Consider the following 13,758-nt stretch of genomic DNA (forward strand, 5'->3'; position numbering starts at 1 on the left):
GCAGTGAAACTACTACCTTGCCGATTATCCCGAATATTCTCTATAGCATATCCTGCCCCGGGAAGATGATCCAAATGAAAGAGGGCAGTTCTCTTTAGAGCACCCTCTGCGCTTCAAGAAGCCAAGAGCCGCTTAAAGAATTATTTGGTGGGATGAGGCAGCAATGACGCGCGTTCAGGCAAATTTACTTCTCCTTTTGGCGGGCGTCATTTGGGGTATGGGCTTCGTCGCGCAGTCTACCGCAATGGCAAGCATAGGCCCCTTTTTGTTTATCGGTGTCCGTTCAGCCATTGCCGCCCTGACCGTACTACCATGGTCAATCGCCGAAAGCAGACGCTCACCGCACAAGCTCAAAGGCTCGAACTATCTCTACTTCATGGTCGTTGGAGCAACGCTTTTTATCGGCCTTGTGCTGCAGCAGATCGGACTGATCACCACCTCCGTCACCAATGCCGGGTTCCTGACAGGTCTTTATGTCGTGATGGTACCGGTGCTCGGCGTGATTATTTTCCGCAGCTGGCCGCATCCTGTTGTCTGGCCAAGCGCTATCGCCTGCCTCACAGGCATATTCCTGTTATCAGGCGGGGAACTAAGCGCTCTCAAGCAAGGCGACTGGCTTGTCATTGCCGGTGCTGTTTTCTGGGCTATGCAGGTTTTGTTGATTAGCCGTGCCAATCGAGCAGGCCGCCCGATCACGCTGAGCTGCGTTCAGTTTGCGACCGCCGCAGTCGCAGGATTGCTGATCGCCGCAGCAATTGAAGACATTAACTGGAACGTCATCGCACTCACCTGGAAAGAACTGCTGTTCACCGGCGTCTTTTCATCCGGCATTGCCTTCACGCTGCAAGCCATCGGCCAACGCTACACCACCTCGGCGCAGGCTGCGATTTTCCTGTCGTCCGAAGCGATCTTTGCAGCAATGTTTGGCGCAATTTTCCTTGGAGACCGGCTGACTTTCATCGGCTTCATCGGCTGTGGTTTGCTATTTACAGCGATGCTTGCTGTCGAACTGGTTCCGATGTTCTGGAAACGTAAAGCGGAACCAATCATGGCAGCCGCCGAATAATTACCCTCGGAAAATAAGGGCCGCCCCGCCTGCGATCAGCGCAAAACCAAGCACATGATTCCAGGTGAAGGCTTCTTTGAGATAGAAGATCGAGAACAGGCTGAATATCACCAGCGTGATCACTTCCTGCATCGTCTTGAGTTGGGCGGCTGAATAGACTTCATGCCCGATACGATTTGCCGGCACAGCCAGACAATATTCAATCAGAGCAATGCCCCAACTGATGAAAATCACAGTGACCAGAGGGGTACTGGTGAACTTGAGATGCCCGTACCAGGCAAAGGTCATGAAAACATTAGAGCCGATCAGAAGCAGGATCGGCAGAACACTTGGCGACATCAGTGCTGACATGGAAAGAACTTTGGGGACCGGGAGGACACTGTCGCGGCTTGGCCCGAAACCGCTTTTAAGCGTTAGCACAAAGCCATGAAGATTTCGTCGGACTTATGACCATCAATTGGGCGATAAATCACCTTATTTGCGCCGCAGCTCTTAACAAGCTCACTGACTGTTCGTTTACGCTTATCAGCTAATATGAACGGAAGCCCGGTTCCAAAATGAAAGGCAGGGGCATGAGTTTTGCGTTGTCCGCTCGCTTTCACCATTACCTATTACCGGCATCTCTTGCGCTGTTCACACTTGTTGCAGGCTGCTCCGGAGACCGGCCTTCTCGTCCGCAGGCAGACATCGGCAACGCCGATGTCATGGTCCCGCCTGCCCCTGTTGCTTCGGTGAACACACCGCAGGAACAACGTGTCGTGGGGTTGGCGGAGGAAATCGAAAACAACGCCAATGAAATGACGACACAGAGCCAGCCGCATTACACTGGCGATTACGGTTTTGCGACACCTGTACAGAACCCAGTCAGCACTGCGGAAAACATCTATACGATGTCCAATTCGGAAGCAGCTTGCCGAACCCGGCTAAAGCGCCTCGGAGTTGTCTTCACTGAAAAATCACCCATCAATCAAAGCGGCAGCTGTCGTATCGATAATCCTATTGAAGTCAGCGGCTTCAACAGCGGTGCCATCGCTTTCAAACCTGCCGCGACTTTGAATTGTCAGGTGACAGAAGCCTTTGCGCGCTGGATCAAGGGCGACTTGCAGCCATCTGCACGCCTTCGTTATCTGTCCGGTATCAACACCATTCACAATGCCGGTGGCTATTCCTGCCGCACAATGAACCATCGCCGTGGCGCCAAGATGTCGGAGCATTCTCGCGGCAATGCGATCGATGTCACCAAGATCGTTCTGAATAACGGCAAGAGCATCACGGTGCGCAAGCCCGGCTTCTTTGCTTTCCGCGAAAAAGGCTTGCTCAACAGCGTGCGCTCGGACGCCTGCTCCTATTTCACAACCGTTCTCGGGCCTGGCTATAACCGCGAACATGCCGACCATTTTCACTTCGACCTGATGCAGCGACGCAGCGGCCACCGTGCCTGCAAGTAGTAAAAAAGCCCGGATCACCCGGGCTTTTTCGATTCTATTTCATCAGCTTAGCGAAACAGGCTGAATCAGTTCCCGAACTTGCTTACTCAGCCGGAACTGGTGTCGGCTGGCCACTCTTGTCGAGCGCCACCATGACGAATTCGCCATGTGTAACCAGATCCATTTCGTCAGCTAGATAACGCTGAGCCCACGCTTCAACGCGCAGCGTAATCGAGGTGCGACCAACGCGCGTAATCTCGGTATAAACACAAAGAACGTCGCCAATCTTGACCGGCTTGGCGAAAGACATTTCACGCACCGCAGCTGTTACAACGCGACCCTTGGCGCGTTCTGCCGCACGAATGCCGCTGGCCGTATCCATCTGCGCCATAACCCAGCCGCCGAAAATATCACCAGCCGAATTGGTATCTTTAGGCATAGCCTGCGTGCGTACAGTCAACATGCCCTTTGGCGCATTAATATCATTCATCAGTAGGTCCTTCGATCACCAGAGGCGCATCCCAAACCGCATGAAGCGGTTTCGTAAAAGATGCACGTCAAAACAGAAAACTAGAGTCATCGCTGAGTATGCTGCAAGCCTCTCCGAAGGGAAAGTGCGACATGCGCACCGCAGCCATGCAAATCAGGCACGAGACACCTATAAAAGTTAAACTCTTAATTATTAATCATACCGTAAATATTCATATTGGCTTTAAATTAATAATAACAATTATCTGCTATGTATAAATTCATGTAATACATATCAGGGGCTAAAATGAAGATTATTATTACATCATCTATTGCTACATTAGCAGTTTTATTTGCAACGAATGCTGAAGCATATAGTGGCCTTGCAACCGCGAATATAAATCTTCGCACTGGCCCCGGCACACAATACCCATCAATGGGTAGAATTCCGAATGGTGTCCTTCTCAACGTTGCAGGCTGCACCAGCGGATATGGTTGGTGTCGCGTCAACTATGCCGGGCTCGACGGCTGGGCTTCTTCAAATTACATCGCTGTACAAACCGGCGGTGGCGGCTACACGACCAACGACAATTTCGGCTCGACTGCCGCAGCCGTCGGCATTCCCCTGATTGCCGGGCTGGTGATCGGTTCGGCAATAAACAACAATCGATGGGACGATGGTCCAAATTGGGGACCAGGATGGGGTCCACGCCCATACCGTTCCGGCTGGGGCCCCGGCCCTTATCGTCCGGGCCCAGGTTGGCGCGGACCTGGCCAGTGGGGTGAACCACGTCCACATTGGGGTGATCGTCCCGGCTGGCGCGACCACCCCGGCTTTCACCCAAATGTCTACGGCCCCGGTGATCGCTGGCGTCCACGCGGGCCACGGTGATTGCCACCTCCTGACAGCCTGATGTCAGGAGCCATATAGAATTGCGACGCGGCGCACCGGATTTGTTCCATATTTGATCCGGGCGCCCTTTTCATTTGTGCCGTGAAATTCCATATTGGGACCATGGCTTCCTCAAAAGACAAATACACTCAGGATTCGCATGATGAAACTCGCGGCTTTGGCGAAGCGCCTCAGTCCGGTTTCTCAGGTGCGCCGCTTTCAGGCTCAATTTCCGACTGGGCGAAAGAGATAGGGGATGAGGCTGAAAAACCTCAACCTAAAGCCAAATCACCCAAAGCGGCGAAGACACCGAAAAAGGTGCCTGAACGCAGCAAAGAAGCGACGCGCAGCGCGCGCGGTACATCCATGGGCGGCGCAGCCTCCGCTAAGGAACGCGCAGCCGCTGGTCTTAATCCTGTGGCGGGTCTTGATATAAGCCTCGAAGACGCCACGGCTCTTAATCCTTCAGGCGCCACGGCTACCGTCAAAGCGCTGTCTGACCTGATTGAATCCGGCAATCCGCTGTTCAAGAATGGTGAGCTTTGGACACCGCACCGCCCTGCCCGTCCGGCCAAATCCGAAGGCGGGATTGCGATTGAGATGGAGTCGAGCTTCGAGCCATCTGGCGACCAGCCGACCGCGATCCGCGACCTGATCAGCGGTTTGAATGACGAAGATCGGACACAGGTTCTGCTCGGCGTCACCGGCTCCGGTAAGACCTTCACCATGGCGAAGGTCATTCAGGAAACGCAGCGTCCGGCGCTTATTCTTGCGCCGAACAAGACGCTTGCGGCGCAGCTTTACGGCGAGTTCAAAAACTTCTTTCCGAACAATGCCGTCGAATATTTCGTTTCGTATTACGATTACTATCAGCCCGAAGCCTATGTGGCGCGGTCGGACACCTTTATCGAAAAAGAATCGACCGTAAACGAACAGATCGACCGGATGCGCCACGCAGCAACGCGTGCGTTGATCGAGCGCGATGACGTCATCATCGTGGCATCGGTTTCGTGCATTTACGGTATCGGTTCGGTCGAAACCTATACGGCCATGACGTTTGAGATGAAAATTGGCGACCGGCTCGACCAGCGTCAGCTTCTCGCCGATCTCGTGGCACAGCAATATAAGCGGCAGGACATCAACTTCGTCCGCGGCTCATTCCGCGTGCGTGGCGATACGATTGAAATCTTCCCGGCCCACTTGGAAGACCGCGCATGGCGCATCTCGCTGTTTGGCGACGAGATTGAAACCATCGCCGAGTTTGACCCGCTGACTGCCCAAAAGACCGGCGATCTTCAGTCAGTCAAGATCTACGCGAATTCGCACTATGTGACTCCGCGCCCGACGCTTAATCAGGCGATCAAGTCCATTCAGGAAGAGCTGCAGCATCGTCTTGCGGAACTCACCCGCGCAGGTCGTCTGCTCGAAGCGCAGCGCCTTGAACAGCGCACGAATTTCGACCTTGAAATGTTAGAGGCAACCGGCGTCTGCAACGGCATTGAAAACTATTCGCGCTATCTCACTGGACGCCAGCCGGGCGAACCACCTCCGACACTATTCGAGTACATCCCGGATAATGCACTGGTCTTCCTCGACGAAAGCCACGTCACTGTTCCACAAATTGGCGGCATGTATCGCGGCGACTTTAGGCGCAAAGCAACATTGGCCGAATATGGTTTCCGCCTGCCATCCTGCATGGATAACCGCCCGTTGCGCTTCGAGGAATGGGACGCCATGCGTCCGCAGACTATCGCGGTTTCGGCAACGCCCGGTAAATGGGAAATGGAAGAAGCTGGCGGCGTGTTTGCCGAACAGGTCATCCGCCCGACCGGCCTGATCGATCCGCCGGTAGAAGTGCGCCCTGCGAAAAGTCAGGTCGATGATGTGTTGGGCGAAATCCGCGAAACTGCGCGCAAGGGCTATCGTACGCTCTGCACGGTTCTTACCAAGCGCATGGCGGAAGACCTGACCGAGTATCTGCACGAACAAGGCGTTCGCGTGCGTTATATGCACTCGGACATCGACACGCTGGAACGTATCGAAATCATTCGCGATCTGCGCCTTGGCGCTTTCGACGTGCTGGTGGGTATCAACCTGCTGCGCGAAGGTCTCGATATTCCCGAATGCGGCTTCGTCGCCATTCTTGATGCCGACAAGGAAGGTTTCCTGCGTTCGGAAACGTCTCTCGTTCAGACGATCGGTCGTGCGGCTCGTAACGTTGACGGCAAGGTTATTCTTTACGCCGACAACATCACTGGCTCGATGCAGCGCGCGATGGATGAAACCAGCCGCCGCCGCGAAAAGCAGGAAGCCTACAATCTTGAGCATGGCATCACGCCTGCCTCGGTGAAGAAGAATATCTCGGACATTCTGAACTCGGTTTACGAGCAGGATCACGTCCGCGCTGATATTTCGGGCTTTGCCGAAGAAGGCTCGATGATGGGCAACAATCTTGCTGCTCATCTTGAACATCTTGAAAAACAGATGCGCGATGCCGCCGCCGATCTCGACTTCGAAAAGGCAGCGCGTCTGCGTGATGAGGTCAAGCGCCTGCGCGAAATGGAACTGGCGATTGCCGATGATCCGATGGCGCGTGAAGTGGAGCTTGAAAGCCCTGTAACTGGCCGTACCAAGGGCCGTCACAATGCGGGTCGCAAGGTTCACCGCACGGTCGATGACGAGCCGAAGAAGTCGCTTTTTGCCAAGCCTTCGCTCGACAACATGGGACCGGGCACGGACATGGCCAAACCGCTGTTCCGCAAGAACACGTTGGACGAGATGACCGTCAAGCGGACGGAAAAACCGGCAGGTGCGGATGAAGCTCTTCTTCGCCGCGAGCGTTCAGGCATCGGCTCTTATGAAGACCCGGCTGAAACCGCCCGCAAGAAGCGACGCCCCGGCAAGACTGGCCGACCGGGGCGGTAATATCGCAAAGCTCGGAGGCTGCTTTTTACCAGCCTTCGAGTACGATCTTGCCCTTGGCCTTACCGCTTTCAAGCACTGCATGAGCTGCCTTGAGATTTGTGGCGTTGATCGGGGACAGCACGTCCGTCACCGTCGTTTTGATTTTGCCTGCATCGATCAGGCGTGCAACTTCATTCAGAAGTTTGCCCTGCTCATCCATGTCGGCAGTTTCAAAAATTGGACGTGTGAACATCAGTTCCCAGTGCACTGACACCGACTTGCGCTTGAATGGCATGATGTCAAGCTTGTCCGGATCGTCAATCAGACCGAACCGTCCCTGTGGTGCGATCAGTTCAACGATTTCGCTAAGATGATCCAGCGTTTGCGTGGTCGAGAACACAAAGGCAGGCGCGCCAATCCCCAAAGCCTCGACCTGCTCTGCCAACGGCTTACTGTGATTGATGACATGGTGCGCCCCGAGCTGCTTGACCCATTCCTGGGTTTCAGGACGCGATGCTGTCGCAATTACAGTCAGATCGGTTAATGCACGAACGAGCTGGATAGCGATAGAACCCACACCGCCTGCCCCACCAACAATAAGCACCGCGTTTGCGGCACCGGGCACAGGCTTGCGCACATCAAGCCTGTCAAAGAGCATTTCCCAGGCAGTAATCGACGTAAGCGGCAAAGCTGCAGCCTCACTCTTGGCAAGCGATACCGGCGCCTGTCCAACAATACGCTCGTCCACGAGGTGATATTCACTGTTTGCACCCTGACGGATAAGTGACCCGGCATACCAGACCTTGTCACCAGTCTTGAAGTTCTGGACCGCCTCACCGGTTTCAACCACCGTTCCAACCGCATCCCAACCCAGCACTTTCCATGTGCCTTCGTCTGCCGACGCACGGTTCCGGATTTTGTAATCGACGGGATTGACCGATATCGCCTCGACCTGCACCAGCAGATCACGGCCTTTCGCAACAGGCTTATCCAGTTCGACATCAACCAGCGAATCTGCACGATCCAGCTTTCCGGCAGTTTGATAGGCAACAGCTTTCATAGTCTTTGCTCCATTTGCTATGGATCAAATATTAGACTACTATCTGAAAATGAAAATACGCACAAAAATCGCCCATAGTGACGATATTTGTACTTAGTATACAGAGGTTACTGAAATGACCAAGCCAAAGCACTCACGCTTCGATTGCAGTCCCGGCTGCGCAGTCGAGGCTGCAATCAGCCTCATCGACGGCAAATGGAAGAGTGTGGTGCTGTATCATCTTCTGGATGGAACGCTGAGATTCAATGAATTGAGACGGCAGATACCGGGCGTTACGCAGCGTATGCTCACCAATCAGCTACGTGAGCTGGAAGACGATGGCCTGATTGAGCGCAAGGTCTATGCGCAGGTTCCGCCCAAGGTAGAATATAGCCTCTCCCCACTTGGCCGCAGCATTGAGCCCATTCTTCTTGCACTCAAAGACTGGGGTGACACAAATATCGAGCGTTTCAGCAAGCAACAGTCAACACAAACTGCGGCTTGAAAAAAGCGGCCCATGAAGACCGCTCTTTTAGTTCAGTTATCTTACCGACACTGACCACCGCCAGTAATGCGATAGCCTGCGCGTTCTGCTTCACAGCGGTTAGGGAATGTCTGCCTGTCATTACCCCTGCGGGCGCAAACTGGCATATATTCCCGCGTGCAGGCACCAGCACCCGGCCCCGGACGACCCGGTCTATTGCCTTGATGCGGCGGGCGTCCTGGCCGCTCTCCTCCCCAGCCCGAACCAGGTCCCGGCCTTGATGTGCATTGTCCGTTGCCGACGATACGATAGCCATCGGCCCGCGCCTGACAGGCATTACCAAACGTCTTGCGCGAAGACCCGCGCTCACCGCAAACCGGCGCGTAAATCATCGGGCACATTTGCGGCTGCGATGGGCCTGGCCGCACCGGCGGGCGATAATCAGGGCCACCTTCAGGGACGCAACCTGCAAGAAACAAGGCACCTGCCAATAGGCTCAAACGACTGATTCTGTTTAGAAGCATTGCTCTTTCCCTCTCCTGTTAACTGCTAAAATGGCACAGCGAAGAGGAAGAACAAGGATATATTCGCGTATATTCCGCTTCCCTCCGCGAAACTCATATCGACAAGTCAGAAACTTCCTTTACTCTGTCGGTAGCTTTCGGGGATGAATGGCGGAAAGGCTGCATGAAGCGTTCGCATCTGGCTATAGCAACTGTCGCAGTTTTCCAGCTTCTTTGCTGGCCAGAAGCTATCAATTCCGCCTTTGCTGAAAATGGATCGGAAGCCGAAATCTATGGTCCACCGATGCCCCCCAAGAAAGCAGAACCCACGGTCGCACGAATCTGCGAATTGATTGAAGCGAGCGCCGAACATCGCGGCATTCCAAAAGACTTCTTTGCACGGCTGATCTGGAAGGAAAGCCGTTTTGATCATCGCGCTGTCAGCCCTGTGGGCGCACAGGGCATTGCACAATTCATGCCCTATACGGCCAAAGAACGCGGTTTGGCAGACCCATTCGATATCGAACAGGCCATCCCGGCTTCAGCCAGTTTTCTCAGTGAACTGAAAGGCGCTTTCGGCAATTGGGGGCTCGCAGCTGCAGCCTATAATGCCGGGCCGACACGCGTCTCCAACTGGATGCGCTCAGGCGGCTTTCTTCCATTGGAAACCGAAGATTACGTGCTGGATCTGACTGGCGCTCCTGCCGATAACTTTGCGTCGGGCAATGAAATTACCAATCGTCCGCTTGATGCAAAACTCACCTTTACGGAAGCCTGCAAGCGTCTGCCCATCGTTAGAACAGCAACGATTCCCATGTCGCAGATCAAGCCGAAGCCATGGGGTATTCAAGTTGCCGGTAATTTCCGACGCAGCGTTGCCGTTAATCAATGGAGCAGGTTGCGTAAACAATTCTCGTCAGTACTCGCCGGGCATAACCCTGTCATCAGCCGCGTTCGCACACCGATGGCGCGACGTGGAATCTATGCGGTTCGTATCGGTGCAGATAGCCGTTCCGAGGCTGATAACATTTGCAGTAAACTTCGCGCAGTTGGTGGAGCCTGCATAGTTTTGCGTAATCGCTAAGCATATTCGAATGCTATACCATAGTATGATACGATATATTGCGACCAGAATGTTCTATTTTGGTATTAAACCGTCGTTATTCTCGTAATTTTTGTACAAATTCGTGACGATACCGTTTCAAAGATAACCAATCACATATTCTGTGAAGAATTTGCTTGCCAAACTACGCGGCATAGATCAGTCTTCGTTCGTCCGGGCAATTTGAGTACAAACGGAAGACTGGAAGAACGGCGCGCCGGAACCGCTAGAAGTTCCGGGTCGGGGAGTAATCTCTGGCAATGATCGGTTCCTTTCCAATGTCGAAAACTGCCTGCATGACCCTCTGCCGGGTGTGTGGTGCGTTCGGCAGAAGTTGTAATTCCACTGTTTTCTAAAAAAGCAGTGGCGCCAAGGAAAAGGAACGGATCCCATGGCACAGACCGGACAGGTCAAATTCTTCAACTCCGAAAAAGGTTTCGGATTCATCAAGCCAGATGATGGCGGCGCAGACATTTTCGTGCACATCTCCGCTGTTCAGGCGTCGGGTTTGGCCGGACTTGCTGACAATCAGAAGGTTTCCTACGAGACGGAACCGGATCGTCGTGGCAAAGGCCCTAAGGCTGTAAACATTACCGTTACTGAGTAATCGTTTACCCAAAAAGATCTATACCCCGGCCAACGCCGGGGTTTTTTATTGGCCGATCATTGGCCCAATATGCGCCTAAAAACACGTCACTTAAAACGCGCGAAATATTACCAGCACGGTATTTAATTTACCGCTTATCAGCGGATTCCGCCGCGCCTTCACCATTGTTCAGCCTCCATTCATGTCGAGAATATTAACCTGATATTCATGATTGATGCGATGTGCCGACCGGCCCGCAGCATCGCCGAAATTGCAGTTGTGCTTCTGAAGGAGCGGACAATGAACAAACTACTTAAAACAGCTATTCTGGCAGTTGCCTCGATAGCAGCAGTCTCAGCACCGCTGGCAGCGGCTTCGGCAGACTCCTGGGGCCGTCGCGGCTGGGATCGCGGCGACTGGAACCGTGGTGGATGGGATCGCCCATACCATCGTCATCGTGACCGCACAGGTGATGCCGTTGCAGCTGGTGTAATTGGCCTCGCAGCAGGCGCATTGCTCGGCAGCGCTCTGAGCCAGCCGCAGCCAACCTATGTGCAGCCAGCTCCGGTTTATGCGCCGCCCCCACCGCCTCCAGCCTATTATCCAGCGCCGCCAGCACGCAGCGTGCAGTATCGCGTTGGGTATGAACCATGGAGCCGTGGCTGGTATCAGTATTGCTCGGACCGCTATCGCTCGTTCAATGCAAATACCGGAACCTATCGTGGTTACGACGGTCGGGATCATTTCTGCTCAGCAAACTAATCCCGTACCAGACTAAAAAAGCCGCTTAATACAAAAACTCCATGAGTCCTACTCATGGAGTTTTGATTTAGCCAAGTGGCGATTGTTTTTTCAAAGCTTGATGCGTCAGCATCTTGAGCCGCCTTGTTATAAAAGGGCGGCTTTCTTGTATTCTTGTCCGGATATCATGCATATCCGATATTGTTCAGAAACGGATTGTTGCGGCGCTCTTCACCAAAACGGCTTCCCGTACCATGTCCGCATAGAAAGCCGACATCGTCGCCCAGCGGTAAAAGCTTTTCTTTGATCGAACGGATCAACGCGTCATGGTCTCCGCCCGGAAGATCGGTTCGACCCACAGACCCGTTAAACAGAACATCACCAACAATCGCAAAACGCGCTTCAGGGTTATAAAAAACCACATGACCCGGTGCGTGACCCGGGCAATGGAAAACGTCAAACACATGGCCAGCAACGGTGACTGTGTCACCTTCTTCGAGCCAGCGATCGGGCGTTATATTTCGTACACCTTCGGTTAAACCGTATTTCAGGCCAGTCGTGACCAGACTGTTGAGCAGAAACTCATCATCCTTGTGCGGGCCGATAACATCAACGCCCAAAGCGTCCCTAAGCTCAGATGCCGCGCCAGCATGATCGATATGACCATGCGTGATCCAGATCGCTTCAACTTCGACATTCTGAGAAGCGACTGCTTCCTTGATGCGCTCAAGATCGCCACCCGGATCAATCACCACACCCTTTTTCGTTTCCGCATCAAAAAGGATTGTGCAGTTCTGCTGAAATGGCGTCACCGGAACGATTATGGCCTGAAGTTGCCCCATGAAATACTCCATTTGGTCAGCATGATTGAAAAGGCTGCATATATTGCCGTCCCCCATCACATAATGCGGCATGACATGCTTGCAAAGCCCCTCAAACAAAACGGGCGGCCTTAAGCCGCCCGTTTTCCCCTCTCTCACGAAGGTCTGAAGCACATCTTGTCGGAAAACAGTTATTCTGCAGGATGCACTCAAAATCGGTTGTTGTCCCCACAACCGCGCTATTTGCTTACACTCAGGCTTTGCTTGCCAGCGAGTTCTTGATCAGTCCGATAATTGCCGTGAGGACGATACCGCCCACACCACCACCGGCCAGCTGGCCAACGACACCATTGAGAACAGAGTCCAACCCGCCACCGGACAGTAAAGGCAGAAGCTGACCAAGAATAACGCCACCAATGCCACCGGCAACAGTGTTTCCTGCGGTTCCGAGGCTCAGATTCTTGACAGCACCAGCAATGTTGCCGCCGACTGCACCTGAAACAAGCTGGAGAATGATAGGCAGTAGAGATTCCATAATCGTCACCCCATCTGAGTTAAAAGCCGGAATAACGCGAATCCGACTTGGAAAATCTTGAACCGAAACTTCCCAATGTCAAACAATAAGCATTCACATAGTAAAAAAGCGGCTTAAAAGCCGCTTTTTTCTGTTTAAAACCTTATTACTCAGCAGCTATTCGCTTGGGCTGAACTTCGGCTGTATAGTCGTTCATCAGCAAATTCGTAATTTCGCCTGGCTTGAAATGGTACTTGCCGATTTCAGAAACCGGCGTCACTTCGGCAGCCGTGCCGCACAGGAAGCATTCGCTGAATGTTTCCATTTCTTCTGGCATGATAACGCGCTCGATAACTTCCAGACCACGGCGCTTGGCGAGATCAATGATCGTGCGGCGCGTAATACCGTCGAGGAAGCAATCAGGCTTTGGCGTATGCAAAGCACCATCCTTCACGAAGAAGACATTGGCACCCGTGGCTTCAGCAACCTGACCACGCCAATCCAGCATCAACGCGTCGGCATAACCCTTGGCTTCTGCCGCGTGCTTGGAAATGGTGCAGATCATATAAAGACCGGCAGCCTTCGAGCGCGAAGGTGCAGTGCGCGGGTCTGGGCGGCAATATTCAGCAATATCGAGGCGAATACCCTTCATTTTCTCTTCTGGCGAGAAATAGCTTGGCCACTGCCAGATCGCGATTGCCAGATGAATGCGATTGTTCTGTGCGGAAACGCCGAGCGACTCCGAGCCGCGCCATGCAATCGGACGCACATAGGCATCTTCAAAGCCCTGCTTTTTCAGCAGCTCGCGGCAGGCATCGTTGATTTCATCCACGCTGTAGGGAATCTCGAAACCAAGAATTCGCGCCGATTCATGCAGACGCTCGGTATGCTCCGTCAGTTTGAAGATTTCGCCGCCATAAGCGCGTTCGCCTTCAAACACTGCACTCGCATAGTGCAGACCATGGGTCAGCACATGAACCTTTGCATCCTTCCAGGCGACGAACTCGCCGTCCTGCCAGATAAACCCTTCCCGTTGATCGAATGGAATCGCAGCCATTTTAGCTTCCTCAAAGTTGGGCTACGGTTTTTCCGCCCGCCCGTTTTGCCCTGATGGGCCTTTCCCTAGTCTTTTCTCACCATTTAAATCGATATAACTGGTAAGATAGAGACGTTTTTCTTTGCCAAGACTGGCATTTTACAATCAAACACGC

15 protein-coding genes are annotated in these 13,758 nt (G+C 53.4%); 8 read left to right on the forward strand and 7 right to left on the reverse strand.

Annotated elements, in window-relative coordinates:
• Positions 1-163 precede the first annotated feature (163 nt).
• Complete coding sequence (locus tag CEV34_RS02590) at positions 164-1,066, forward strand: DMT family transporter (protein WP_007875952.1); 903 nt, start codon at positions 164-166, stop codon at positions 1,064-1,066.
• Here CEV34_RS02590 and CEV34_RS02595 read toward each other — a convergent pair whose 3' ends face one another.
• Positions 1,067-1,417, reverse strand: coding sequence for a DMT family protein (locus tag CEV34_RS02595; RefSeq protein WP_007875953.1), 351 nt, complete (start codon positions 1,415-1,417; stop codon positions 1,067-1,069). It abuts the gene before it with no gap.
• A gap of 221 nt (positions 1,418-1,638) precedes the next feature.
• Between CEV34_RS02595 and CEV34_RS02600 the strand changes: the two genes are divergently transcribed.
• Positions 1,639-2,514 (forward strand): extensin-like domain-containing protein, encoded by an 876-nt coding sequence (locus tag CEV34_RS02600; RefSeq protein ID WP_094543188.1) that lies wholly within the window; start codon positions 1,639-1,641, stop codon positions 2,512-2,514.
• An 82-nt stretch (positions 2,515-2,596) separates the two neighbouring features.
• On the opposite strand, the gene CEV34_RS02605 is transcribed toward CEV34_RS02600, so the two are convergent.
• A complete protein-coding gene (locus tag CEV34_RS02605) occupies positions 2,597-2,983 on the reverse strand; it encodes an acyl-CoA thioesterase (protein ID WP_007875958.1) in 387 nt (128 codons plus the stop codon).
• Positions 2,984-3,268: 285 nt separating this feature from the next.
• On the opposite strand from CEV34_RS02605, the gene CEV34_RS02610 reads away from it, so the two are divergent.
• A complete protein-coding gene (locus CEV34_RS02610) occupies positions 3,269-3,853 on the forward strand; it encodes an SH3 domain-containing protein (protein WP_007875959.1) in 585 nt (194 codons plus the stop codon).
• Between the two features lie 123 nt (positions 3,854-3,976).
• Positions 3,977-6,778 carry an excinuclease ABC subunit UvrB gene (gene uvrB, locus CEV34_RS02615; protein WP_007875960.1) on the forward strand — a complete coding sequence of 934 codons (2,802 nt, stop codon included), beginning with the start codon at positions 3,977-3,979 and terminating at the stop codon, positions 6,776-6,778.
• A 25-nt stretch (positions 6,779-6,803) separates the two neighbouring features.
• On the opposite strand, the gene CEV34_RS02620 is transcribed toward uvrB, so the two are convergent.
• A complete protein-coding gene (locus CEV34_RS02620; RefSeq protein ID WP_007875961.1) occupies positions 6,804-7,817 on the reverse strand; it encodes a zinc-binding alcohol dehydrogenase family protein in 1,014 nt (337 codons plus the stop codon).
• 115 nt (positions 7,818-7,932) lie between these two features.
• On the opposite strand from CEV34_RS02620, the gene CEV34_RS02625 reads away from it, so the two are divergent.
• A complete protein-coding gene (locus CEV34_RS02625) occupies positions 7,933-8,301 on the forward strand; it encodes a winged helix-turn-helix transcriptional regulator (RefSeq protein ID WP_007875962.1) in 369 nt (122 codons plus the stop codon).
• Between the two features lie 41 nt (positions 8,302-8,342).
• Here the strand turns inward: CEV34_RS02625 and CEV34_RS02630 are convergent, their stop codons facing one another.
• On the reverse strand, positions 8,343-8,804 hold the full coding sequence (locus CEV34_RS02630; RefSeq protein ID WP_007875963.1) for a Kazal-type serine protease inhibitor family protein: 462 nt from the start codon (positions 8,802-8,804) through the stop codon (positions 8,343-8,345).
• Positions 8,805-8,967: 163 nt separating this feature from the next.
• Between CEV34_RS02630 and CEV34_RS02635 the strand changes: the two genes are divergently transcribed.
• From CEV34_RS02635 to CEV34_RS02645, 3 genes are all read left to right on the forward strand, one after another.
• The gene (locus CEV34_RS02635) at positions 8,968-9,867 is read left to right on the forward strand and encodes a lytic transglycosylase domain-containing protein (protein WP_007875964.1); all 900 of its coding nucleotides are present in this window, start codon (positions 8,968-8,970) and stop codon (positions 9,865-9,867) included.
• Positions 9,868-10,276: 409 nt separating this feature from the next.
• A complete protein-coding gene (locus CEV34_RS02640) occupies positions 10,277-10,492 on the forward strand; it encodes a cold-shock protein (RefSeq protein WP_007875966.1) in 216 nt (71 codons plus the stop codon).
• A 279-nt stretch (positions 10,493-10,771) separates the two neighbouring features.
• On the forward strand, positions 10,772-11,233 hold the full coding sequence (locus tag CEV34_RS02645; protein WP_039859991.1) for a BA14K family protein: 462 nt from the start codon (positions 10,772-10,774) through the stop codon (positions 11,231-11,233).
• A gap of 164 nt (positions 11,234-11,397) precedes the next feature.
• On the opposite strand, the gene CEV34_RS02650 is transcribed toward CEV34_RS02645, so the two are convergent.
• From CEV34_RS02650 to CEV34_RS02660, 3 genes are all read right to left on the reverse strand, one after another.
• Positions 11,398-12,054, reverse strand: coding sequence for an MBL fold metallo-hydrolase (locus CEV34_RS02650; RefSeq protein ID WP_007875971.1), 657 nt, complete (start codon positions 12,052-12,054; stop codon positions 11,398-11,400).
• Between the two features lie 232 nt (positions 12,055-12,286).
• Positions 12,287-12,568 carry a hypothetical protein gene (locus CEV34_RS02655; RefSeq protein ID WP_007875973.1) on the reverse strand — a complete coding sequence of 94 codons (282 nt, stop codon included), beginning with the start codon at positions 12,566-12,568 and terminating at the stop codon, positions 12,287-12,289.
• Between the two features lie 145 nt (positions 12,569-12,713).
• Positions 12,714-13,604, reverse strand: coding sequence for a branched-chain amino acid aminotransferase (locus CEV34_RS02660; protein ID WP_007875975.1), 891 nt, complete (start codon positions 13,602-13,604; stop codon positions 12,714-12,716).
• Positions 13,605-13,758: the final 154 nt, after the last annotated feature.

Source organism: Brucella pseudogrignonensis (assembly GCF_002252525.1).
Lineage (GTDB): Bacteria > Pseudomonadota > Alphaproteobacteria > Rhizobiales > Rhizobiaceae > Brucella > Brucella pseudogrignonensis.

What these genes read in the sequence shown, in the direction of transcription:
- CEV34_RS02630 (WP_007875963.1), bottom strand. Translation starts at nt 8,804, where the DNA reads ATGCTTCTAAACAGAATCAGTCGTTTGAGCCTATTGGCAGGTGCCTTG.
- CEV34_RS02625 (WP_007875962.1), top strand. Translation starts at nt 7,933, where the DNA reads ATGACCAAGCCAAAGCACTCACGCTTCGATTGCAGTCCCGGCTGCGCA.
- CEV34_RS02610 (WP_007875959.1), top strand. Translation starts at nt 3,269, where the DNA reads ATGAAGATTATTATTACATCATCTATTGCTACATTAGCAGTTTTATTT.
- CEV34_RS02605 (WP_007875958.1), bottom strand. Translation starts at nt 2,983, where the DNA reads ATGAATGATATTAATGCGCCAAAGGGCATGTTGACTGTACGCACGCAG.
- CEV34_RS02650 (WP_007875971.1), bottom strand. Translation starts at nt 12,054, where the DNA reads ATGGGGCAACTTCAGGCCATAATCGTTCCGGTGACGCCATTTCAGCAG.
- CEV34_RS02620 (WP_007875961.1), bottom strand. Translation starts at nt 7,817, where the DNA reads ATGAAAGCTGTTGCCTATCAAACTGCCGGAAAGCTGGATCGTGCAGAT.
- CEV34_RS02660 (WP_007875975.1), bottom strand. Translation starts at nt 13,604, where the DNA reads ATGGCTGCGATTCCATTCGATCAACGGGAAGGGTTTATCTGGCAGGAC.
- CEV34_RS02590 (WP_007875952.1), top strand. Translation starts at nt 164, where the DNA reads ATGACGCGCGTTCAGGCAAATTTACTTCTCCTTTTGGCGGGCGTCATT.
- CEV34_RS02635 (WP_007875964.1), top strand. Translation starts at nt 8,968, where the DNA reads ATGAAGCGTTCGCATCTGGCTATAGCAACTGTCGCAGTTTTCCAGCTT.
- CEV34_RS02640 (WP_007875966.1), top strand. Translation starts at nt 10,277, where the DNA reads ATGGCACAGACCGGACAGGTCAAATTCTTCAACTCCGAAAAAGGTTTC.
- uvrB (WP_007875960.1), top strand. Translation starts at nt 3,977, where the DNA reads ATGGCTTCCTCAAAAGACAAATACACTCAGGATTCGCATGATGAAACT.
- CEV34_RS02595 (WP_007875953.1), bottom strand. Translation starts at nt 1,417, where the DNA reads ATGTCAGCACTGATGTCGCCAAGTGTTCTGCCGATCCTGCTTCTGATC.
- CEV34_RS02655 (WP_007875973.1), bottom strand. Translation starts at nt 12,568, where the DNA reads ATGGAATCTCTACTGCCTATCATTCTCCAGCTTGTTTCAGGTGCAGTC.
- CEV34_RS02600 (WP_094543188.1), top strand. Translation starts at nt 1,639, where the DNA reads ATGAGTTTTGCGTTGTCCGCTCGCTTTCACCATTACCTATTACCGGCA.
- CEV34_RS02645 (WP_039859991.1), top strand. Translation starts at nt 10,772, where the DNA reads ATGAACAAACTACTTAAAACAGCTATTCTGGCAGTTGCCTCGATAGCA.